This is a genomic window from Brevundimonas pondensis, assembly GCF_017487345.1.
In the GTDB taxonomy this organism is placed as follows: Bacteria; Pseudomonadota; Alphaproteobacteria; order Caulobacterales; family Caulobacteraceae; genus Brevundimonas; species Brevundimonas pondensis.
On the sequence record NZ_CP062006.1, the window covers coordinates 3504286 to 3524328 of the forward strand.

Genomic DNA, 20043 nt, shown 5'->3' on the forward strand with positions numbered 1-20043 from the left:
GGAACTTGATCTCAGAGGGAGTTCGGCAGGGCGATGACCTGGGCGATGAACTCATCCGTCCCGGTGAAGCCGACGCCGTAGAATTCGCAGCCGATGAAGATGCAGTCGCGCAAGGGGACTGTGCCGACCGCCTTGTCGCCAACCGGCCTGAGGACGAGATTGCGGATGTCGCCGCGGCTGTCCCCGAAATTGGTGTCGTCGAAGGTCACGCCGCTGGACACCAGGGCGATCGCCGGGCCCTGGATGCGACAGCCTCGGAAAGTGCGGCCATGGATCATCGGCGTGCCGTTGCGCGCCGCATGGGAAAAGACGTCATGGAGCGACAGGTCGAGATTTTCGAACACGGTCGCGCCGAAATCCGTGGCCAGGGCGACAGGGCGATTGATCGGAAGCAGGCTCATGTCAGGACAGTCCCGAGGCCGGGTTCGGCGCGGCGAAGGCGGAGAAGCCGTAGTGCGCCAGCCAGCGCGTATCGGCCTCGAACATGGGGCGTAGATCGGAGACGCCGTATTTCAGCATGGCCAGGCGATCGACGCCCATGCCGAAGGCGAAGCCCTGATATTCGTCCGGGTCGATGCCTGCGTTGCGCAGCACGTTCGGGTGGACCATGCCGCAGCCCAGAATTTCCAGCCAGTCCTCCCCCTCGTTCAAGGTCAGCTTGCCGCCCGAGCGGTCACAGCGGATGTCCATCTCGGCCGAGGGTTCGGTGAAGGGGAAGTGGTGCGGACGGAAGCGGGCGTTGACGTCGTCCAGCTCGAAGAAGCGGGCGATGAAGGTTTCCAGCGTCGTCTTCAGATGACCCATGTGGATGTCGCGGTCGATCACCAGACCCTCGATCTGGTGGAACATCGGCGTGTGGGTGGCGTCCGAATCCTTACGGAAGGTGCGGCCGGGCGCGATGATGCGGATCGGCGGCTTCTGCGACATCATGGTGCGGACCTGCACCGGGCTGGTGTGGGTGCGCAGCACCTTGCGCTCGCCCGTTGCCGGGTCGGGCTTCAGGAAGAAGGTGTCGTGCATTTCCCGCGCCGGGTGTTTGGGCGGGAAGTTCAGGGCCGTGAAGTTGTGGAAATCGTCCTCGATGTCCGGACCCTCGGCCACGGCGAAGCCCATCTCGGCGAAGATGGCGATCATCTCGTCCATGACCTGCATGGTCGGGTGCACCCCGCCCTTGCGGCGCGGGCGCCCGGGCAGGGTCAGATCGACCCGCTCGGCCAGCAGGCGGGCGTCCAGCTCGGCGGCCTCCAGTTCGGCCTTCTTGGCGGTGATCGCGGCGGTCACGCGATCGCGCAGGCCGTTGATGACCGGCCCCTGTTCGCGGCGTTCGTCGGGGCTGAGCGCGCCCATCCCCTTGAGAAGGGCCGAGACGGTCCCCGTCTTGCCGAGGGCGGCGACGCGCACCTCCTCGATCGCAGCGACGCTGGAGGCCGCTCCGATGGCGTTGATCAGGTCGAGTTCTAGCTGGGCGAGATCGGTCATGGTCCGCAGCGTCTAGCCCGACACGGCCGTCACGCAAAGCCTTCAGCGTCGATCAGGCTCTGTCGGCCCCTAATCCGCCAGGACGAAACTGATCTTCATGTTGACCCGATACTCGGCGACCTTGCCGTCGCGGACCACGACCTTCTGTTCCTGGATCCAGGCGCCTTCGACGTGACGCAGGGTCTTGTCGGCGCGGGCGATGCCCTGGGCGATGGCGTCGTCGAAGCTGACGGTGGATGAAGCAGTGATTTCGGTGACGCGGGCGATGGACATCGGCAAAGCCTCCTCAGCCGCCGGGTCGCCATTCGAACCGGCTGTCGAACCCCAACGCTTGACCGGACGAAAAGGTCAGGCCCGGCCATGAAAAACGCCCGCCCCGGCGATCGGGGCGGGCGTTGTTTCTCTTTTGCGCTCGCGCTCGGCTCTCGGAGCCTCGCTGCTTGAGCGTGATCGCGAGACTTAGGCGGCCAGGGCGGCGCGCACCTTGTCGGCGATGGCCTTGAAGCCGGCTTCGTCAGCGGCGATGGCGGCTAGGACCTTGCGGTCCAGTTCGATGCCGGCCTTGTCGAGGCCATGGATGAACTGCGAGTAGGTGAAGCCTTCGACGCGAGCAGCAGCGTTGATGCGCTGGATCCACAGGGCGCGGAACGAACGCTTCTTGTTGCGACGGTCGCGGTAGGCGTACTGGCCGGCGCGGTCGACGGCGGCCTTGGCCGTGCGGATCGTATTCTTGCGGCGGCCGTAGAAGCCCTTGGCCTGCTTCAGAACCTTCTTGTGCTTGGCGTGGGACGTAACGCCCCGAGTAACGCGAGCCATGTTTTTATTTCCTTCGGGAAGTCCCTAGCGCTCGACCCGCGGGGTCTCGCTGCTCGAGGGACTGTCGTTCAAATTCAGTGTGACAGGATGATCAGTGATGCAGCGCGCCGATCAGGCGTACGGCATGTAGGACTTGATCTTCTTGGCGTCGGCGTCAGCCATGACCGAAGTGCCGCGGTTCTGGCGGATGTACTTCGAGTTGTGGCTGATCAGGCGGTGGCGCTTGCCGGCGACGCCAGCCTTGACCTTGCCCGTGGCCGTGAATTTGAAGCGCTTCTTGGCGCCCGACTTCGTCTTCAGCTTCGGCATTTTTCTCTCTCTTAATTGAGGGACGGGCGTCCTTCGGGCTGCGAGAGCCCCAGGTTCGATCGTCCGTTGACGAACCGCCCAGGCATGCCTGTTCGCCCGGCGGTCCGGTACGCGAAGGCGCGGCTTCTACGCCAATCGGGGGCTGGAGGCAAGAAGAGTCCGTGCAAATGGACTCAGGCCTCGGTGGCCCGGCGACGGGCCGCGCGCCCGGCGTTGATCGCCATGACCGCCGCCGGAACCGTCAGCGCCGCGCCGACCAGAAAGGGCCAGTCCGCCCCTGCGGCAGAATAGAGGACGCCAGCGACCATGGGACCGAAGATGCGCGCCATGGACCCTGCCGCCATGTTCAGTCCCAGCATGGCGCCCTGCCGGTCCGGCGGCGACGCCCGACTGATCAGAGCCGAGATATTGGGCATGGCCAGGGACATTCCGCAGGCGCCGATGCCCATGACGACAGGAATGATCCAGCCGGATGACACCGGAACCACGAACAGACCCAGATCGATCCGCCCGGCCGGGAACCAGGCCGGGGGCGCTATGACCTGCAGGACCAGGGAGGCGCCGAACAACAGCATGCCGGCCGCTAGAACTCGGGCCTCGCCGAAACGTCTCGCCAGTCGCCCAGCCAGCAAGCCCTGATTCACGGCCGAGACCAGCCCGACGATCATGAAACTCAACCCGACTTCGCGCGCCGTCCAGGCGTAGCGGTTCTCGGCCCACAGGCCAAAGGCGCTTTCCATGGCCGAGAAGCCGGCCAGATAGATCAGACTGACTATCAGAACCCGAGACACCACGGCATCGGCGCGCGCGAAATGCAGACCCGACAGAAAGGCGGGGCGTGGCGCCGCCGGATCGGCCCTGGCCCGGCTTTCCCGCAGGAAAAAGATAACGCCCAGGGCCGCCAGCACAGCTGCGCCGGAGGCCGCGAAGATCGGCAGCTGGTAACCCACATGGCCCATCTGCGGCTGCGCCAAGAGGCCGCCCATGCCCGGTCCGACGATGAAGCCCAGGCCGAAGGCGGCGCCGATCAGGCCCATGCGTCCGGCGCGACGTTCCGGCGGAGTGACGTCAGCGATATAGCCCTGCACCGTCGAGATATTGCCCGCCCCCAGGCCGGTGAACAGCCGCACCAGCACCGCCGCCCAGATATTGGGCGCGAAGGCCAGCAGCAGGTAACCGGCCGCATTGGCCGCCAGGGTGGCCAGCAGAACCGGCTTGCGTCCGATCCGGTCGGACAGGCGCCCCCAGAAGGGCTCGGCGAAGAACTGACCAAGGGAATAGGCCGAGAACAACAGGGTGATCTGCCACGGCTCGGCCTGGAGGCTTCGAGCGAAGAAGGGCAGCAGGGGCACCACCAGGCCGAACCCGACCAGGTTGATGAAGACCACGGCGAACAAGACCGCCAGGGTCGGCGTGCCGGCGGCGCGAGCAGGGATGATCGGAGACCTCATGGTGCTTCGCCTACCGGGTCAGGGCGCAAAAGCAAACGCCCCGGCCATGCGGCCGGGGCGTTCCTGATCTGTCGATCGAGGTGCGATCAGCGCGGCGCCAGGATCATGATCATCTGGCGGCCTTCCATACGCGGCGCGTATTCGACCTTGGCGACTTCGTCGAAATCGGCCTGCACCTTGTTGAGCAGCTTCATGCCCAGTTCCGGGTGCGCCATTTCACGACCACGGAAGCGCAGCGTCACCTTGACCTTGTCCCCTTCGTCGAAGAAGCGGTGCATGGCCTTGGCCTTCACCTCATAGTCATGGGTGTCGATGTTCGGGCGGAGTTTGATTTCCTTGAGCTCGACGACCTTCTGGCGTTTGCGCGCCTCGGCTTTCTTCTTCTGCTCCTGGAAACGATGCTTGCCGTAGTCCAGGATCTTGCAGACAGGCGTCTCGGCGTTGCCGACGATCTGGACCAGATCCAGGCCGGCCTCTTCGGCGGCTTCCAGGGCGGCGGACAGGGGCATGACGCCCTGCTTTTCGCCGTTCTGATCGATCAGCAGAACGCGGGTGGCGCGGATTTCCTGGTTGATGGGCGGCCCGTCCTTGACGGGCGGCGCTTGCATGGGACGGCGAATGGGCGTCGTTTCCTTATGTGGTCAGATAAGAGGTCGATAAATCTCGCAGGGATCAGCGCGCGACAGAGCGGCGCGTTCCCGGCGGGCGGAATATGACGATAGAGCCCCTGAAATTCAAGGCTGGTCGGGGTTTGCGCCGCTGATGAAAGCGTCGTGCAGCGCCAGGACCGCCGCGACCGTCTGGTCGACGGTCAATTCCGTAATCGGTCTGAACTCGCCGCGTGCCGGGCTAGAGGCCAGAACCCGGCCCTTCGGCCCCCAGGGCGCCTTGTGCCACCACTCGCTGGGACCGAAGAGGCCAAGCGTCGGCGTTCCGGTTGCAGCGGCCACGTGCATCAGGCCGGAATCATTGCCGACGAACAGGCGCGCGCGGGCGATGGCCGCTGCCGAGGCCAGGATGTCGCCGCGACCCACGCAGTCGATCCCGCGAAGGCCCGCCGCCATCAGGGCGGGGGCGGCCGCCGGGTGATCGCCCGGGCCGCCGACCAGCATGAAGCGCCAGCCGTCGAAACGGGGCTCGGCCTTCAGTCGTTCGACCAGGGCGGCCCAGCGGTCGGAGGGCCAGCTGCGGTCCGCCGCCGTCGAGATGGGCGCCAGGGCCAGGATGGGCGCCGGATCCTCGCCGATGATCGCCGCCGCCTGGGAACGGGCCTGATCGTCGAGGAAGATCTCGGGTTCCATGACCGCTTGGGCCTTCATCATGCGCGAGAAGGTCTCGACCTTGGCCAGACCGGTCTCCCAGGAGCGGTTGTAGATGCGGCGCTCGCCCGCGCGCAGCAGATAGGCCAGGCCCGAACCGCGCACATCGACCGCCATGGCCCAGCGCGTGCCGACCGTCGCCCGCCACAGGGCGCGCCAGTGACCGGCCGCCTTCTGCTTGGGCCAGGGGATGACCTTGACCACGCCGGGCGCGGCGCGGAACAGGGCCGCCGCCGTCGGGCCACAGGCCACGGTGATTTCGGCTCCCGGAACCTGGCGTCCGATTTCACGGATCGCGCCGGAGGACATGACGCAGTCGCCGATCCGGTCGGAGGTGACGAACAGGACCTGCGGCGCTGATCCGCTCATGCCGAGGCGTCCGACGGCTGAGCGACATAGGCGTCGTAGAGATCCAGCGTCGCCGCAAAGACCGCCTCCACCGTCAGGTCCTCGATGGGTGCGAACTGGCCGCGCGTGTTGTTGGAGGCGACGGTGCGGGTTTTCGGGCCGCGCGGTCCGTACAGCCACCATTCCGTCGGCCCGAACAGGCCCAGTGTCGGCGTTCCCGCAGCGGCGGCCACATGCATCAGACCGGAGTCGTTGCCGACGAACAGGGCGGAACGGCTGATGGCGGCGGCCGAGGCCAGGATGTCGCCCTTGCCGACAAAATCGATACCCCGGTCGCCAGCGGCCGACAGGGCCGGGGCTGCGGGCGGGTGGTCGCCAGGGCCGCCGACCAGCATGAAGCGCCAGCCGTCGAAGCGGGACTCGGCCTTCAGCTTCTCGACCAGGGCGCCCCAGCGGTCGGCAGGCCAGCTCTTGCCCTTCTGGTGGGCGATGGGCGCCAGGGCGATGATCGGCCCGGGGCCGGCGCCGTCGGCCAGTTGCGGGTCGATGACGGCGGCCGCCTCGGCGCGGGCGCGACCGTCGATGTAGTGCTCGGGCTCCAGCGAATGCGGGGCCTGCATCAGGCGCGACACCACCTCGACCTTGGGGACGCCGGTTTCCCAGCCGCGATTATAGATGCGGCGCGTCCCGGCCCGGATCAGCCAGCCCAGGGCCGAACCGCGCGTGTCGATGACCACGTCCCACGGCTGCTTCACCACCTCAGCCCACAGACGGAACCAGTGCGAGGCCCACTTGCCCTTGTTGACGACGATGATCCGCTCGACGCCGGGGGCGGCGCGGAAGAAGGGCGCGGGAGGGCCGCCGGCGGCGACGGTGATCCGGGCGCCGGGCCACTGGCGGTTGATCTCGCGCACCACGCCCGAGGCGATGACGCTGTCGCCGATACGGTTGGGGCTGATGAACAGCACCCGGGCGCCGGACGCGGATGCTTGCTGGTTGTCGGACACGCGGATCAGCCTTCACTTCCCTGAGGTTTTTTCGTTACCAGTCCAGGGAGCGTTGCGCGAGAGAGGAAGCCATGTCCGACATCCAGACCCTGAGCCGCCCCGACGGCGAGACCCTGGCCTTCAAGACGGTCAAGGGCGCCGGCCCGACCGTGATCTGGATCGGAGGCTTCCGTTCGGACATGGAGGGGACCAAGGCTCTGGCGCTGGACGTCGCTGCGCGCGAACGCGGGTGGAACTACGTCCGCTACGACCACTTCGCCCACGGCCAGTCCTCGGGCGACTGGAGGCAGGCCACCATCGGTCGCTGGCGCGAGGACGCCGTCGCCCTGATCGACAGCCTTCAGGGGCCGGTGATCCCGGTCGGCTCATCCATGGGCGGCTGGGTCGCCCTGCTGGCGACCTTGGCGCGGCCCGAAAGGGTCAAGGGCCTGGTCCTGGTCAATCCGGCCCAGGACTTCACCGAAAAGCTGATGTGGCCCGGTCTGGCCGACCACGAACGCCAGGTCATCCTGCGCGAGGGCGAGACGGTCATTACCGAGGAGGGGCTGGGGTCCTACGTCCTGACGCGGCGGATGTTCGAGGAGGCGCGCGACTGGCTGCTGCTGGACGGGGTGATCGAGATCACGGCGCCGATCCATGTGCTGCAAGGCCGCGCCGACGACGTGGTGCCGTGGCGCCATCAGGTCGAGCTGGCCGAACGCCTGACCGGCGGCGACCTGCGTCTGGACCTGATCGAGGGCGGCGACCACCGGCTGTCGACGCCGCGCGATCTGACGCGTCTGATCGAGGCGGTGGAGGCGATGCGGGGCTGACCTCGCACCGCCGTCCGATCACAGGATGAACCGGCTCAGGTCGATGTTCCTGGCCAGCTCGCCGACCTTTTCGCGCACCATGTCGCCGTCGAAGGTCAGGGTCTGGCCCGACAGGTCCGAGGCCTTGAAGCTGGTCTCTTCCAGCACCCGCTCCAGCACGGTCTGCAGCCGGCGCGCGCCGATGTTCTCGACGGTGGAGTTGGCGGCCACGGCGGCGTCGGCCATGGCCTCGACCGCGTCGTCGGTGAAGACCAGCGCGACCCCTTCGGTCTCCAGCAGGGCCTGGTTCTGACGGATCAGGTTGGCCTCGGGCTCGGTCAGGATGCGCTTGAAGTCGTCGCGGGTCAGGGCCTTCAACTCGACCCGGATCGGCAGGCGGCCCTGCAGTTCGGGCAGCAGGTCCGACGGCTTGGCCACGTGGAAGGCGCCCGAGGCGATGAACAGGACATGGTCGGTCTTCACCGGCCCGTACTTGGTCGATACCGTCGTGCCCTCGATCAGGGGCAGCAGGTCGCGCTGCACGCCTTCACGCGACACATCGGCCCCGGACGCGCCCTGACGCGCGGCCACCTTGTCGATCTCGTCAAGGAAGACGATGCCTTCGTTCTCGGCCAGCAGCAGGGCTTCCTTGGTCAGGCTCTCCTGATCCAGCAGCTTGTCGCTTTCCTCGGTGGTCAGGGGCGCCATGGCCTCGGCCACCGTCAGCTTGACCGTCTTGGTGCGCCCGCCGCCCATCTTGCCCAGCAGGTCGGACAGGTTCAGCAGACCGACGTTGCCGCCGCCGCCCGGCATATCCAGCCCTTGCAGGGGCGACGCCGTATCGGCCAAGGCGATCTCGATCTCCTTGTCGTCCAGTTCTCCGGCGCGCAGCTTCTTGCGGAAGGCGTCGCGGGTGGCGGGCTGCGAACCTGCGCCCACCAGGGCGTCCAGAATGCGCTCCTCGGCCTGACCTTCGGCGCGCGCCTTGACGCCCGAGCGGCGCTTGTCACGCACCATGACCAGAGCGCTCTCGACCAGATCGCGCATGATCTGATCGACGTCGCGACCGACATAGCCGACCTCGGTGAACTTGGTCGCCTCGACCTTGAGGAAGGGCGAGCCCGCCAGCCTGGCCAGACGCCGGGCGATCTCGGTCTTGCCGACGCCCGTCGGGCCGATCATCAGGATGTTCTTGGGCGTGACCTCGTCGCGCAGATCCTCGGGCACGCGCTTGCGGCGCCAGCGGTTGCGCAGGGCCACCGCCACGGCGCGCTTGGCGTCGTCCTGGCCGACGATATAGCGGTCCAGTTCGGAAACGATTTCGCGGGGAGAAAGGTCGGTCATACTTTTTTCCAGAAGGGCTTGTGTGCGGCGCTATCGTTCGCCGCGCGGCGGCTCACTGCTTGAGCGCCTTCACAAGCTTTCGATGGTCAGGTTTCCGTTGGTGTAGACGCAGATGTCGGCGGCGATCTTCATGGCTTTGCGGGCGATCTGTTCGGCGTCCAGTTCGGTGTGCTCGTCGATCAGGGCGCGGGCGGCGGCCAGGGCGTAGTTGCCGCCAGAGCCGACGGCGGCCACGCCGTATTCCGGCTCCAGCACGTCGCCGACGCCGGTGACGGTCAGAATGGTGTCCTTGTCGGCGACCAGCAGCATGGCCTCCAGCCGACGCAGATAGCGGTCGGTGCGCCAATCCTTGGCCAGTTCGACGCAGGCCCGCGCAAGTTGGTCGGGATACTGCTCCAGCTTGGCTTCCAGCCGCTCGATCAGGGTCAGGGCGTCGGCCGTGGCCCCAGCGAAGCCCGCCAGAACCTTGCCGCCCGCCAGGGTGCGCACCTTGCGCGCCGCGCCCTTGACAATGGTGGGGCCCATCGAGACCTGGCCGTCGCCGGCGATGACGGTGCGGCCGTTCTTGCGCACCGCCAGGATGGTGGTGCCGTGCCAGTCGGGAAAGCTTGAGGTCTGGGTCATGGGCGATCAGATGGCGAGGAACAGACGTCCTCGCAAGACGCCGCCACGCCGCAGGGATGCACGGCGCAGCTTGCTTGCGGGTCTCGTCCGTGACACGGACCCTCGCAGTTGCGTAGCTTTCGCGTCCTGTTCGAGTACCGCCTTGCCTCTGCACCGCGCCATCTATGTCAGCGACGCCGTCGGCGGCGCGGCGACCAGCCTTCTCGTTCTGGCCGAAATCCTCGGCGCCTCGGACCGCAACAACCGTCGCGATGGCCTGACGGGGGTCCTGATGCGCCACGGCGGACGCTTCATGCAGGCCATCGAGGGGCGCCGCGCCGACGTGGACCGGCTGATGGATCGGCTGCGCGCCGACCCCCGCCACGAAAACCTGCGACTGTTGTCCGACCAGGACGTGTCAGAGCGCCTGTTTCGGGAATGGCCGATGACCCTGGTCGAGATGACGCCGGACGCCACGCGGGTCCTGAGCGGTGCGACGTTGGACCAGTTGAGTCCGGATCGGGCCGAGGCGCTTTTGAGCGCCGCCGCGGGCGCCTTGCCGCTTCCGGCCTGACGTCGCCTGTGACGGCCTCCACCTGACGGCGGAGACCGTCTGCGCTAGACAGGGTCGCGTGACCCAGTCCCTTGCCCCCACCCCTGCCCGTTTCTCCGATGAGGAGGTCGAGCGCTATGCGCGTCAGCTGGTCCTGTCCGAGATCGGCGGCCCCGGCCAGCAGGCGCTGAAGCGCGCACGGGTGCTGATCATTGGTCTGGGCGGGGTGGGCGCCCCCGCCGCCCTCTATCTGGCCGCCGCCGGTGTCGGGACCCTGGGCCTGATCGATCATGACGCGGTGGCCCTGTCCAACCTGCAGCGGCAGATCATCTTCACCACCGCCGACGCCGAGCGGCCCAAGGTCGAGGCGGGGGCCGGACATCTGGCCGCCCTCAATCCTCACGTCGTTGTCGAAGCCTTGCCCGAGCGGCTGACGCCCGACAACGCCCGCGCTCTGATCGCGCAGTTCGACGTGGTCCTGGATGGAACCGACGACTTCGACACGCGGTTCGCCGTCAACGCCGCCTGCGTGGCGACGGGCAGGCCCCTGGTGTCCGGCGCCCTGGGTCGCTGGAACGGTCAGGTCGGGGTCTTCACCGGCCAGCCCTGCTATCAATGTCTGGTGTCGGAAGCCCCGCCCGACGCCGAGACCTGCGCTCGCGTTGGGGTGGTCGGCGCCCTGGCGGGGGTGATCGGCGCCATGGCGGCGCTGGAGGCGATCAAGCTGATCACCGGGGCGGGCGCGCCGCTGAGCGGCCGCCTGATGCTCTATGACGGTCTGGCGGGCGGCAGCCGCGTGGTGAAGGTCGCCGCCGACCCCGCCTGCCCGATCTGCGGATCAGCTCACGCCTAGAGCATGGCCGGGATGACCCGGTCCGGCGGGCGGTGGCCGTTCTGGTAGGTCATGATGTTGGCGATGACGCGATCACCCATGTCCTGACGCGCCTCGATCGTGGCCGAGCCGAGGTGGGGCAGCAGGACGACGTTCGCGCGCCCCATCAGGCCGGGGTGCACCGCCGGTTCGTGCTCGAACACATCCAGACCCACGCCGAACAGGGCGCGGCGGTCCAGGGCTTCGACCAGGGCCGCCTCGTCGATCAGCTCGCCGCGCGCCGTGTTGACCAGGATGGCGTGGGGCTGCAGCCGGGCGATGCGTTCCGCCGACAGGATGTGATGGGTGTCCTTGGTGGCCGGGCAGTTCAGCGAGATGACGTCCATTCGCGCCAGCATCTGATCCAGATCATCCCACCAGGTCGCGCCCAGCTCCTCGGCGATCATGTCCGAGACAGGTTTCCTATTATGGTAGTGGACCTGCATGCCGAAGGCCTTGGCCCGGCGGGCCAGGGCCTGGCCGATGCGGCCCATGCCGACGATGCCCAGGCGCTTGCCCCACAGTTTGCGGCCGCACATCCAGGTCGGGCTCCAGCCCTCGAACTGTCCCGCCGCGACGACATTGGCGCCTTCGACGATGCGGCGGCTGACGGCCATGATCAGGCTCATGGTCAGGTCGGCGGTGTCCTCGGTCAGGACGCCGGGGGTGTTGGTGACGATGATCCCGCGCCCCACGGCGGCGTCGATGTCGATGTGATCCACCCCCGCGCCGAAGTTGGCGATCATCTTCAACTGCTCGCCCGCGCCTGCGATCAGGTCTGCGTCCAGGTGGTCGGTGATGGTCGGGACCAAGACTTCGGCCCGTTGCAGGGCGACGGCCAAGTCGTCGCGCGACATCGGCCGGTCGGTCAGGTTCAGCTCGGCGTCGAACAGTTCGCGCAGGCGTGTTTCCACCGCGTCGGGCAGGCGTCTGGTTAATACGACCTTAAGCTTGCGAGCGGACATAGGGAGCCTGGGTTTCGACGGGCGGAAGCGTTCGTGCGGGACGTGTCGATCCGGTGTCTAGCAAAGCTGTGGTCAGGTTCAAAAGTTTCCGGCGTATCGCCGTCATCGCCTTCGTCCTCGGAGCGGGCGTCCTCGCGGGCGCCGGGGCGACCATGCCTGATGGTCGACCCACCCCGACCGGACTGGAAGTGCCGCGCTGGGTCACGCTGAAATCCTCCCAGGTTCGGGCGCGTCAGGGACCGGGCCTCGACTACCAGATCCTGTGGGAGTACCGCGCCGCCGGCCTGCCCGTGCAGGTGATCGCCGAGACCCGGGAATGGCGCAAGATCTGCGACCCCGACGGCTCCGTCGCCTGGATCCATCGCACCGTGGCGTCTGGCCGCCGCAGCGTCTTCAACCGCTCGGCCGAAGAAATCCTGATCCATTCCGGCCGGTCCGCGACCTCGTCGGTGCGGGCTCGACTGTCGCCGCGTTCTATTGTCTCGCTGGACGAGTGCGAAGAGGGTTGGTGCCGGGTGCGGGCGCGCAAAATTCGCGGCTGGCTGCCCGAGCGCGCCGTGTTCGGAACCCAGGAGCGCGCCCTGTGCAACGCCGCCCGCCCCGCCGGCGCCGGACGTCGGTAGGCTTCACAACAGTTGAGCGGGCGCGCCGGGTCGTGTAACCCGCCCGCAACACTTCCGGAGCGTCAGCCTTGAGCCAGTCCCAATATCCGTCGTCGTTCGATCATGAAGGCTTGCTGGCCTCGGGCCGCGGCGAGCTGTTCGGTCCCGGCAACGCCCAACTGCCGGCCCCGCCGATGCTGATGTTCGATCGCATCAAGACCATCACCGCTGACGGCGGCGACTACGGCAAGGGCTATGTCGAGGCGGAACTCGACATCAACCCGGACCTCTGGTTCTTCCAGTGTCACTTCATCGGCGATCCGGTCATGCCGGGCTGCCTGGGCCTGGACGCCATGTGGCAGCTGGTCGGCTTCTACCTCGGCTGGATCGGCGGCCCCGGCAAGGGCCGGGCGCTGGGCGTCGGCGAGGTCAAGTTCACCGGCCAGGTGACCCCGGACGTCAAGAAGGTGGTCTACAAGGTCCACCTGAAGCGCGTCATCAACCGTAAGCTGGTCATGGGCATCGCCGACGGCGTGCTAGAGGCCGACGGCGAGGTCATCTACACCTGCGCCGACATGCGCGTCGGCCTGTTCGGCGGCGCGGCCACGGTGGCGTCCACGGACGCTTGACCCCATTTAACGCAGACCGCGGCCAACGCGGCGCCTGAAGACTGAATGTTAGGAAACACCATGCGGCGTGTCGTCGTCACCGGATTGGGCATCGTCTCCTCCATCGGCACCGGCCAGGACGAGGTCACGACCTCCCTGCGCGAAGCCAGGTCGGGCGTCCAGCACGCCGCCGACCACGCCAAGTACGGCTTCCGCTCCCAGGTCTGGGCGCCGCCGGCGCTCGGCGTCACCGCCGAGGACTGGGCGCCGCTGGTGGATCGCCGCGCCGCCCGCTTCCTGGCCAACGGCACGGCCTGGGCGCACATCGCCTTTGAAGAAGCGCTCAAGGACAGCGGCCTGACCGCCGAGGAGATCCAGGACGAGCGCATCGGCCTGATCGTTGGCGAGGGCGGTCCCTCGACCCAGGTCATCCTGCAGGCGGCCCAGACCACCGTCGAAAAGGGCTCCCCCAAGCGCGTCGGCCCCTTCGCCGTGCCCAAGGCCATGGCCAGCGGTCCCTCGGCGGTCCTGGCCACCTGGTTCCAGCTGAAGGGCATCAACTATTCGATCAGCTCGGCCTGCGCGACCTCGGCTCACTGCATCGGCGCGGCCGCCGAGCAGATCGCCTGGGGCAAGCAGGATGTGGTCTTCGCCGGGGGCTGCGAGGACATCGACTGGTCCATGTCGAACATGTTCGACGCCATGGGCGCCATGTCCTCCAACTTCAACGAGACGCCTTCGGTCGCCTCGCGCGCCTATGACAAGGACCGCGACGGCTTCGTTATCGCCGGCGGCGCCGGCATCGTGGTGCTGGAAGAATACGAACGCGCCGTGGCGCGCGGCGCGACCATCTACGCCGAAGTCACCGGCTACGCCGCCAACTCGGACGGCTATGACATGGTGGCTCCCTCGGGCGAGGGCGCCGAGCGCTGCATGAAGCTGGCGCTCAAGATGGCGGGCGACCCCAAGATCGACTACCTGAACCCGCACGGCACCTCGACCCCGGTCGGCGACGCCAAGGAGATGGGCGCTGTACGCAACGTCTTCGGCGACGACCTGCCCATGATCTCCTCGACCAAGTCGCTGACGGGCCACTCGCTCGGCGCGGCCGGCGCCCAGGAAGCCATCTACTGCCTGCTGATGATGAAGCACGGCTTCGCCGCCGAGAGCGCCCACATCGAGAACCTGGACCCCGAGTTCGAGGGCATGCCGATCCTGCGTCAGCGCCACGACGGCGAACTGAAGCACGTCATGTCCAACAGCTTCGGCTTCGGCGGCACCAACGGCACCCTGATCCTGTCCAAGGTTCCAGCCTAGGCGATCAGGGCCTCCAGCCCCTCGCGCCAGGTCGGGTATCTGGGCCGCCAGCCCAGTTCGGCCTTGGCGCGTGCGTTCGAGAGGCGCTTGGAGTCATTGTAGAAGCGCCGCATGGCGTCCGACACCGACGGATCGTCCAGCGACACCTCGGGCGGCAGGGGCAGGCCGAGGCGCGTCGCCGCCCCCCTGATCACCACGTCCGCCGCCGCTGGCTCGTCGTCGGCCAGTGTGTAGGCGCGGCCGGGATGCGGGCGGGCCATGGAGGCGAAGAAGCCGGCCACGGCGTCCTCGACATGGATGCGGTTGAACACCTGGCCGGGCTTCTTCACCAGCCGGGCGCTGCCGTCGCGCAAGCGGTCGATCGGCGAACGGCCGGAACCGTAGATGGCGGGCAGACGGAAGATCTGCACCGTCAGACCCATGCCGCGCCCCGCGTCCAGCCAATCCTGTTCGGCGCGTACCCGGCGCGCGCCCTCGACGCTGGCGGCGTTCAGTTCGTCGTCCTCGAAGGCCCAGCCGCCAGCCCGGTCGCCGTAGACGGCGGTCGAGGAGACGTAACCGATCCAGTCGGGATAGGCCTGGGCGGCGCTGATCGCCGGGATCAGGGCTTTTAGGCCGGGGCAGCCGGCGCTGTCGGGGGCGGCGGTGATCAGGATGGCCGAGGCGCTGGCCACAGCGGCCTGCAAGGCGGCGGCGTCGGCCGGATCGACGGCGATGACGCCCGCCGCCGTCAGTTCCGCCCGCCGCGCCGGATCGCGGGAGGTGGCGAAGGCGCGACCGCCGCGTCGGATGGCTTCGCGCGCCGCCGCTAACCCCAGATAGCCGCCGCCGAAGACGAGCAAGGACAGGGCGGCGGGGGCAGGCTGGGTCATGGCGGTCCGGTCAGGCGGTCTTGGCGACGACGGGGGCGGCGTCCGTCCCCTGGAACTGCAGCGCCTGGGCGCGCTTGCCGTTCCAACTGGAGACGCAGGGGATCCTGGCGTGGTCGGCGCGGTCGGCGTAGCGGCGGGCGATGTCGGTGACGTCGGCCATCAGACCCTCGGCCAGGGTGATCGGCTTCAGGCCCAGGTCGCGGAACTGGTCATTGGCGACGACCAGTTCGTTCTCGTCGGCTTCCTGACGCGGGTTGGGCACGTTGTGGACCTTGGCCCCGGTCATCTCGGCCACCATGGCGGCCAGATCGCGGACGCGGCGGCTCTCGGTCATCTGATTGAGGATCTTGACGCGGTCGCCCGATTTCGGCGGGTTCTTCAGCGCCAGTTCGACGCAGCGCACCGTGTCCTGAATGTGGATGAAGGCGCGGGTCTGACCGCCCGAGCCGTGCACCGTCAGCGGATAGCCGACCGCCGCCTGCATCAGGAAGCGGTTCAGCACCGTGCCGTAGTCGCCGTCATAGTCGAAACGGTTGATCAGGCGCTCGTCCTGCTTTGTCTCCTCGGTCTGGGCGCCCCAGACGATGCCCTGGTGCAGGTCGGTGATACGCAGGCCGTCGTTGCGGGCATAGAACTGGAACAGCAGGGCGTCCTGCGTCTTGGTCATGTGATAGATGCTGCCCGGATTGGGCGGGAACAGGATTTCCTGCTCGGTGGGGCCGTGGTCGGTGTCCACCGTGACCTTCAGATAGCCCTCGGGGATGCGCAGGCCCGCCGTGGTGTAGCCATAGACCCCCATGGTCCCCAGGTGGGCCAGGTGAACGTCGCGCCCGCTCTCGACGATGGCCGCCAGCAGGTGGTGGGTGGCGTTGATATTGTTGTCGACGGTGTAGAGCTTGTGCCGCGCCGACTTCATCGAATAGGGGGCGGCCCGCTGCTCGGCGAAGTGGACGACGCTGTCGGGGGCCCAGTCCTTGATGAGGGCGACCAGACGGTCGAATTCCTTGCCGACCGTCAGGTTGACGAAGTCGATGGAGCGTCCGCTGACCTCCTTCCACGCGGCGATACGCTCGCCCATGGTGCGGATCGGGGTCAGGGACTGGACCTCCAGCTCATTGTCGATGTTGCGGCGGCTGAGGTTGTCGACGATCAGCACCTCCCAGCCGCGCGCCGACAGGTGCAGGGCCGTGGGCCAGCCGCAGAAGCCGTCGCCGCCCAGGATCATCACGCGCATCAGTCGAACCCTCGTATCAACGTCCTGTAATGCCTAGCCGAACGCGCGCGGGGGTGAAAGCGCGGCGCTTGGGCGCGGACCGGCGGCGGGCGGAAAAACAGAGTCCAAAGAGTCCAATCGGTCTGAAATTCAGTGATGGGGATCAGGGAGATGGCCATGCTCAAGGGAGCTTGGAGCGAGGCGAAGGGGCGGCGCGTTTGGAGGGGGGCGGCGTGGCGCAAGGCCGCTGATTTTCAGGGATTGGCGGGCCTTGATGTGAAGGCGGCCGCGCTTCTTCGTTCCGGTTCGTCGTTCTATCGGCTCAGGGCCATCAGGATCAGCGGATAGGGGCGGCCCGCGTCGTCGGTCTCGGCGCGGCCCACGGCTCGGAAGCCCAGGCGTTCGTAGAAGGCGCGGGCGCCGGGGTTATCCTCATTGACGCTGAGACGCCGGGCGCCCCGCGACAGGGCGTGATCGACCAACCGCCGGCCGATGCCGGAACGGTGCAGGCGCGGGTCCACGAACAGGGCCGCCAGCTCGTCGCCGGACAGGCCGAGAAAGGCGACCGGCGCCCCGTCCTGGTCGCAGGCCCAGAGGTTAGGGTCGCCGCTGTTCAGCCAGGCGGCGACGTCGATCTCGATGGCGTCCACCGCATCGGGCGTCAGGAAAGGGTGCGTCGCCTCGACCGCGCGCCGCCAGACGGCGGTCAGGGACGTGGCGTCAGCCGGCGTCGCCGGTCGGATCACAACAGGCTTTCGAGCGCCGCGCGGGCGGCGTCCTTCAGATCGGGGCGTTTCAGGGCCAGGGCGAGGTTGGCGCGCAGCAGGCCGATCTTGTCGCCGCAGTCGTGGGTCACGCCTTCGTATTCGTAGGCGGTGAAGGTCTGGGTCTTCATCAGCCGGTCCATGGCGTCGGTCAGCTGGATCTCGCCGCCCGCGCCGCTTTCCTGGGTCTCCAGCAGGTCGAAGATTTCCGGCTGCAGGATGTAGCGGCCCGAGATCGACATGTTGGACGGGGCCGTGCCCTGTTTCGGCTTCTCGACCATGCCCTTCATGGCGAAGCGGCGGCCGTCGCGGCTGGACGGATCGACGATGCCGTACTTGTGGGTTTCGGATTCCGGCACGGCCTCGACGCCGATGACGTTGCCGCCGACCTGGGCGTAGAGGTCCGCCAGCTGCTTCAGGGCGCCCGGCTGCGAATCCACGATGACGTCGGGCAGGATGACGGCGAAGGGTTCGTGACCGATGATGTCGCGGGCGCACCAGACGGCGTGACCCAGACCCTTGGGCTGCATCTGGCGGGTGAAGCTCATCTCGCCGGCGGTGGCCAGTTCGGCGTTCATGGCCGCCAGGATCTCGGTCTTGCCCTTGGCCGCCAGTTGGGCCTCCAGCTCGATCTGGTGGTCGAAATAGTCCTCAATGGCCTGCTTGGCGCGGCCGGTGACGAAGACGATGTGTTCGATCCCCGCCTCACGCGCCTCTTCGACGATGTAGGACAGGATCGGCCGGTCGACGACGTTCAGCAGCTCCTTCGGCGTGGTCTTGGTGCCGGGCAGGACGCGGGTGCCCAGGCCGGCCACGGGGAGAACCGCCTTGCGAAGGCGCGCGGGGGAAGTCGTCATCAGTCGTCCTGAAACAGCCGTTAGCCGGCCTTCATAGGCGGAAATCGTGACGGTTCCAAACGGATGCCCCCGCGCGGGACGGGTCACTCCACCGTCACCGACTTGGCCAGGTTGCGGGGCTGGTCGACGTCCGTGCCCTTCTGGACGGCGGTGTAATAGGCCAGCAGTTGCACAGGCACGGCGTAGACCAGGGGCGCGATCAGCGGGTGGCAGTCGGGGGCGTCGACGCGGCGGATGCCGGCGCCGTGCGGGGCGGGCGCGCTCGCCGGGGCGATCATGACCACAGGGCCGCCGCGCGCGGCGACTTCCTGCAGGTTGGACGCGGTCTTCTCATAGACCTCGTCCAGCGGGGCCAGGGCGATGATCGGGGTCTTTTCGTCCACCAGGGCGATCGGCCCGTGCTTCAGCTCGCCGGCGGCGTAGCCCTCGGCGTGGATGTAGCTGATCTCCTTCAGCTTCAGCGCGCCCTCCATGGCCAGGGGGAACATGGCACCCCGGCCCAGGAAGAGGACGTCGGTCGCCTTGGCCAGGTCGTGGGCGATGGCGCGGATCTGGCCGTCCATCTGCAGGGCTTCGGCGATCAGGCGAGGGGCCTCGAACAGGGCCTTGACCAGTTCCGCCTCGCGCGTCGCATCGATCTTGCCGCGCGCCACGCCTGCAGCGACGGCCAGCGCCAGCAGGGCCGAAACCTGGGCGGTGAAGGCCTTGGTCGAGGCGACGCCGATCTCAGGCCCGGCGTGGGTCGGCCACAGGACATCGGCCTCGCGCGCCATGGAGGAGGTGTGGACGTTGACGACGGCGGCGGTCTTGAGCCCCTGCGCCTTGCACCAGGTCAGGCTGGCCAGGGTGTCGGCGGTCTCGCCTGACTGGCTGACGGCCACGGCCACCGTGCCGGGCGTCAGGGCCGGGGAGCGGTAGCGGAACTCGGACGCGATCTCGACGTCGCAGGGCAGGCCCGCATACTTCTCGAAGGCGTATTTGCCGATCTGACCGGCGTAGAAGGCGGTGCCGCAGGCGATGATCTGGATGCGATCGACGGCGGCGAAGTCCACGCTTTGCGGCTTGGCCGCGCCCGTCACCAGGTCGAGGTATTCCGACAGGGTGTGCTGGACGCTGTCCGGCTGCTCGTGGACTTCCTTTTCCATGAAGTGGCGATAGGCGCCCTTCTCGACCATGGCCGAGGAGGCCGAAACCTGGACCACGGGGCGGTCGGCGGGATGGCCGGAGGCGTCGAACATGCGCGCGCCCGAGCGGGTCATGGCGACGTAGTCGCCCTCTTCCAGATAGGAGATCTTCTGAGTGAAGGGGCCGACGGCCAGGGCGTCCGAGCCCAGGTACATCTCGCCCTCGCCCCAGCCGACGACCAGGGGACTGCCGCGACGGGCGCCGAGGATCAGGTCGTCCTCGCCTTCGATCAGGACGGCCAGGGCATAGGCGCCTGTCAGACGGTCCAGGGTCGCCTTGAAGGCGTCGAGCGGGGTCAGGCCCGCCGCCAGCTTGTGATCCAGCAGGTGGGCCACGACCTCGGTGTCGGTCTGGCTCTCGAAGACGCGGCCCTCGGCCTCCAGCTCGGCCTTCAGCTCGGCGAAGTTCTCGATGATGCCGTTGTGGACCAGGCAGACGCGGCCGGCCTTGTGCGGGTGGGCGTTGGCCGTGGTCGGGGCGCCGTGGGTGGCCCAGCGGGTGTGGCCGATGCCGATGGTCCCGCTGAGGGGCTCGGCGGCCAGAACGGCTTCCAGCTCGCGGATCTTGCCCTTGGCGCGGCGGCGTTCGATGCGGCCGTCCACGACGGCGGCGATGCCGGCGGAATCATAGCCGCGGTATTCCAGACGCTTCAGGCTGTCGATCAGACGAGGAACGACGGCGCCTGCGCCCGTGATGCCGATGATGCCGCACATAGGATCTGCTCCGGTGAAGGGGCCGGGCGGTCGCGCTTTGCGCGAGGCCGCCGTAA

The 20043-nt window shown here is 67.9% G+C and carries 23 protein-coding genes; 6 read left to right on the forward strand and 17 right to left on the reverse strand.

Annotation, left to right across the window (positions count from 1 at the left end; genetic code table 11):
* Positions 1–11: 11 nt before the first annotated feature.
* The 9 genes from IFE19_RS17240 to IFE19_RS17280 form a co-directional block, all read right to left on the reverse strand.
* Entirely contained in the window at positions 12–401 is a 390-nt protein-coding gene (locus tag IFE19_RS17240; RefSeq protein ID WP_207824470.1) for a hypothetical protein, read from the reverse strand.
* A gap of 1 nt (position 402) precedes the next feature.
* Entirely contained in the window at positions 403–1479 is a 1077-nt protein-coding gene (gene pheS, locus IFE19_RS17245) for a phenylalanine--tRNA ligase subunit alpha (protein WP_207824472.1), read from the reverse strand.
* Between the two features lie 69 nt (positions 1480–1548).
* On the reverse strand, positions 1549–1752 hold the full coding sequence (locus IFE19_RS17250; RefSeq protein ID WP_207824474.1) for a dodecin family protein: 204 nt from the start codon (positions 1750–1752) through the stop codon (positions 1549–1551).
* A 186-nt stretch (positions 1753–1938) separates the two neighbouring features.
* Positions 1939–2295: a 50S ribosomal protein L20 gene (gene rplT, locus IFE19_RS17255; protein WP_207824476.1), complete on the reverse strand. Its 357-nt coding sequence runs from the start codon at positions 2293–2295 to the stop codon at positions 1939–1941.
* Between the two features lie 111 nt (positions 2296–2406).
* Complete coding sequence (gene rpmI / locus IFE19_RS17260; protein ID WP_003166435.1) at positions 2407–2604, reverse strand: 50S ribosomal protein L35; 198 nt, start codon at positions 2602–2604, stop codon at positions 2407–2409.
* 173 nt (positions 2605–2777) lie between these two features.
* Complete coding sequence (locus IFE19_RS17265; protein ID WP_207824478.1) at positions 2778–4055, reverse strand: MFS transporter; 1278 nt, start codon at positions 4053–4055, stop codon at positions 2778–2780.
* 86 nt (positions 4056–4141) lie between these two features.
* Entirely contained in the window at positions 4142–4663 is a 522-nt protein-coding gene (gene infC / locus IFE19_RS17270) for a translation initiation factor IF-3 (protein WP_207824480.1), read from the reverse strand.
* A gap of 126 nt (positions 4664–4789) precedes the next feature.
* Entirely contained in the window at positions 4790–5743 is a 954-nt protein-coding gene (locus IFE19_RS17275; RefSeq protein ID WP_207824481.1) for a glycosyltransferase family 9 protein, read from the reverse strand.
* Entirely contained in the window at positions 5740–6729 is a 990-nt protein-coding gene (locus tag IFE19_RS17280; protein WP_207824483.1) for a glycosyltransferase family 9 protein, read from the reverse strand. Before IFE19_RS17280 ends, IFE19_RS17275 begins: the two co-directional genes overlap by 4 nt.
* A 71-nt stretch (positions 6730–6800) precedes the next feature.
* Between IFE19_RS17280 and IFE19_RS17285 the strand changes: the two genes are divergently transcribed.
* The gene (locus tag IFE19_RS17285) at positions 6801–7541 is read left to right on the forward strand and encodes an alpha/beta fold hydrolase (RefSeq protein ID WP_207824486.1); all 741 of its coding nucleotides are present in this window, start codon (positions 6801–6803) and stop codon (positions 7539–7541) included.
* Between the two features lie 18 nt (positions 7542–7559).
* Here the strand turns inward: IFE19_RS17285 and hslU are convergent, their stop codons facing one another.
* Positions 7560–8864: an ATP-dependent protease ATPase subunit HslU gene (gene hslU / locus IFE19_RS17290; RefSeq protein WP_207824488.1), complete on the reverse strand. Its 1305-nt coding sequence runs from the start codon at positions 8862–8864 to the stop codon at positions 7560–7562.
* 69 nt (positions 8865–8933) lie between these two features.
* Positions 8934–9488 carry an ATP-dependent protease subunit HslV gene (gene hslV / locus IFE19_RS17295; RefSeq protein ID WP_207824490.1) on the reverse strand — a complete coding sequence of 185 codons (555 nt, stop codon included), beginning with the start codon at positions 9486–9488 and terminating at the stop codon, positions 8934–8936.
* Positions 9489–9630: 142 nt separating this feature from the next.
* Between hslV and IFE19_RS17300 the strand changes: the two genes are divergently transcribed.
* Both IFE19_RS17300 and IFE19_RS17305 read left to right on the forward strand, forming a co-directional pair.
* Complete coding sequence (locus tag IFE19_RS17300; protein ID WP_207824492.1) at positions 9631–10041, forward strand: BLUF domain-containing protein; 411 nt, start codon at positions 9631–9633, stop codon at positions 10039–10041.
* Between the two features lie 58 nt (positions 10042–10099).
* Positions 10100–10873, forward strand: coding sequence for a HesA/MoeB/ThiF family protein (locus IFE19_RS17305; protein ID WP_207824493.1), 774 nt, complete (start codon positions 10100–10102; stop codon positions 10871–10873).
* On the opposite strand, the gene IFE19_RS17310 is transcribed toward IFE19_RS17305, so the two are convergent.
* Positions 10870–11856: a 2-hydroxyacid dehydrogenase gene (locus IFE19_RS17310; RefSeq protein WP_207824496.1), complete on the reverse strand. Its 987-nt coding sequence runs from the start codon at positions 11854–11856 to the stop codon at positions 10870–10872. The two genes, IFE19_RS17305 and IFE19_RS17310, sit on opposite strands and share 4 nt — an antisense overlap.
* 53 nt (positions 11857–11909) lie before the next feature.
* On the opposite strand from IFE19_RS17310, the gene IFE19_RS17315 reads away from it, so the two are divergent.
* The 3 genes from IFE19_RS17315 to fabB all read left to right on the forward strand — a co-directional run bounded on the left by IFE19_RS17315 (position 11910) and on the right by fabB (position 14383).
* Complete coding sequence (locus IFE19_RS17315; RefSeq protein WP_225910325.1) at positions 11910–12479, forward strand: SH3 domain-containing protein; 570 nt, start codon at positions 11910–11912, stop codon at positions 12477–12479.
* Positions 12480–12547: 68 nt separating this feature from the next.
* Entirely contained in the window at positions 12548–13087 is a 540-nt protein-coding gene (gene fabA / locus IFE19_RS17320; RefSeq protein WP_207824497.1) for a 3-hydroxyacyl-[acyl-carrier-protein] dehydratase FabA, read from the forward strand.
* Between the two features lie 60 nt (positions 13088–13147).
* Complete coding sequence (fabB, locus tag IFE19_RS17325; RefSeq protein WP_207824499.1) at positions 13148–14383, forward strand: beta-ketoacyl-ACP synthase I; 1236 nt, start codon at positions 13148–13150, stop codon at positions 14381–14383.
* Here fabB and IFE19_RS17330 read toward each other — a convergent pair.
* The 5 genes from IFE19_RS17330 to glmS form a co-directional block, all read right to left on the reverse strand.
* A complete protein-coding gene (locus IFE19_RS17330) occupies positions 14380–15255 on the reverse strand; it encodes an NAD-dependent epimerase/dehydratase family protein (RefSeq protein ID WP_207824501.1) in 876 nt (291 codons plus the stop codon). The genes fabB and IFE19_RS17330 overlap by 4 nt on opposite strands.
* 10 nt (positions 15256–15265) lie before the next feature.
* Positions 15266–16489, reverse strand: a complete 1224-nt coding sequence (locus tag IFE19_RS17335) for an NAD-dependent epimerase/dehydratase family protein (RefSeq protein WP_207824502.1) — start codon at positions 16487–16489, stop codon at positions 15266–15268.
* Positions 16490–16782: 293 nt separating this feature from the next.
* The gene (locus tag IFE19_RS17340; protein WP_207824504.1) at positions 16783–17214 is read right to left on the reverse strand and encodes a GNAT family N-acetyltransferase; all 432 of its coding nucleotides are present in this window, start codon (positions 17212–17214) and stop codon (positions 16783–16785) included.
* Positions 17211–18089, reverse strand: coding sequence for a UTP--glucose-1-phosphate uridylyltransferase GalU (gene galU, locus IFE19_RS17345; protein WP_207824507.1), 879 nt, complete (start codon positions 18087–18089; stop codon positions 17211–17213). The genes IFE19_RS17340 and galU overlap by 4 nt, the downstream gene beginning before the upstream one ends.
* Positions 18090–18172: 83 nt before the next feature.
* On the reverse strand, positions 18173–19987 hold the full coding sequence (gene glmS / locus IFE19_RS17350; RefSeq protein ID WP_207824509.1) for a glutamine--fructose-6-phosphate transaminase (isomerizing): 1815 nt from the start codon (positions 19985–19987) through the stop codon (positions 18173–18175).
* Between the last annotated feature and the right edge of the window lie 56 nt (positions 19988–20043).

Excerpts from the sequence above, each read along its gene's own strand:
- IFE19_RS17240 (WP_207824470.1), bottom strand. The coding sequence starts at position 401 with ATGAGCCTGCTTCCGATCAATCGCCCTGTCGCCCTGGCCACGGATTTC.
- pheS (WP_207824472.1), bottom strand. The coding sequence starts at position 1,479 with ATGACCGATCTCGCCCAGCTAGAACTCGACCTGATCAACGCCATCGGA.
- IFE19_RS17250 (WP_207824474.1), bottom strand. The coding sequence starts at position 1,752 with ATGTCCATCGCCCGCGTCACCGAAATCACTGCTTCATCCACCGTCAGC.
- rplT (WP_207824476.1), bottom strand. The coding sequence starts at position 2,295 with ATGGCTCGCGTTACTCGGGGCGTTACGTCCCACGCCAAGCACAAGAAG.
- rpmI (WP_003166435.1), bottom strand. The coding sequence starts at position 2,604 with ATGCCGAAGCTGAAGACGAAGTCGGGCGCCAAGAAGCGCTTCAAATTC.
- IFE19_RS17265 (WP_207824478.1), bottom strand. The coding sequence starts at position 4,055 with ATGAGGTCTCCGATCATCCCTGCTCGCGCCGCCGGCACGCCGACCCTG.
- infC (WP_207824480.1), bottom strand. The coding sequence starts at position 4,663 with ATGCAAGCGCCGCCCGTCAAGGACGGGCCGCCCATCAACCAGGAAATC.
- IFE19_RS17275 (WP_207824481.1), bottom strand. The coding sequence starts at position 5,743 with ATGAGCGGATCAGCGCCGCAGGTCCTGTTCGTCACCTCCGACCGGATC.
- IFE19_RS17285 (WP_207824486.1), top strand. The coding sequence starts at position 6,801 with ATGTCCGACATCCAGACCCTGAGCCGCCCCGACGGCGAGACCCTGGCC.
- hslU (WP_207824488.1), bottom strand. The coding sequence starts at position 8,864 with ATGACCGACCTTTCTCCCCGCGAAATCGTTTCCGAACTGGACCGCTAT.
- hslV (WP_207824490.1), bottom strand. The coding sequence starts at position 9,488 with ATGACCCAGACCTCAAGCTTTCCCGACTGGCACGGCACCACCATCCTG.
- IFE19_RS17310 (WP_207824496.1), bottom strand. The coding sequence starts at position 11,856 with ATGTCCGCTCGCAAGCTTAAGGTCGTATTAACCAGACGCCTGCCCGAC.
- fabB (WP_207824499.1), top strand. The coding sequence starts at position 13,148 with ATGCGGCGTGTCGTCGTCACCGGATTGGGCATCGTCTCCTCCATCGGC.
- IFE19_RS17330 (WP_207824501.1), bottom strand. The coding sequence starts at position 15,255 with ATGACCCAGCCTGCCCCCGCCGCCCTGTCCTTGCTCGTCTTCGGCGGC.
- IFE19_RS17335 (WP_207824502.1), bottom strand. The coding sequence starts at position 16,489 with ATGCGCGTGATGATCCTGGGCGGCGACGGCTTCTGCGGCTGGCCCACG.
- galU (WP_207824507.1), bottom strand. The coding sequence starts at position 18,089 with ATGACGACTTCCCCCGCGCGCCTTCGCAAGGCGGTTCTCCCCGTGGCC.
- glmS (WP_207824509.1), bottom strand. The coding sequence starts at position 19,987 with ATGTGCGGCATCATCGGCATCACGGGCGCAGGCGCCGTCGTTCCTCGT.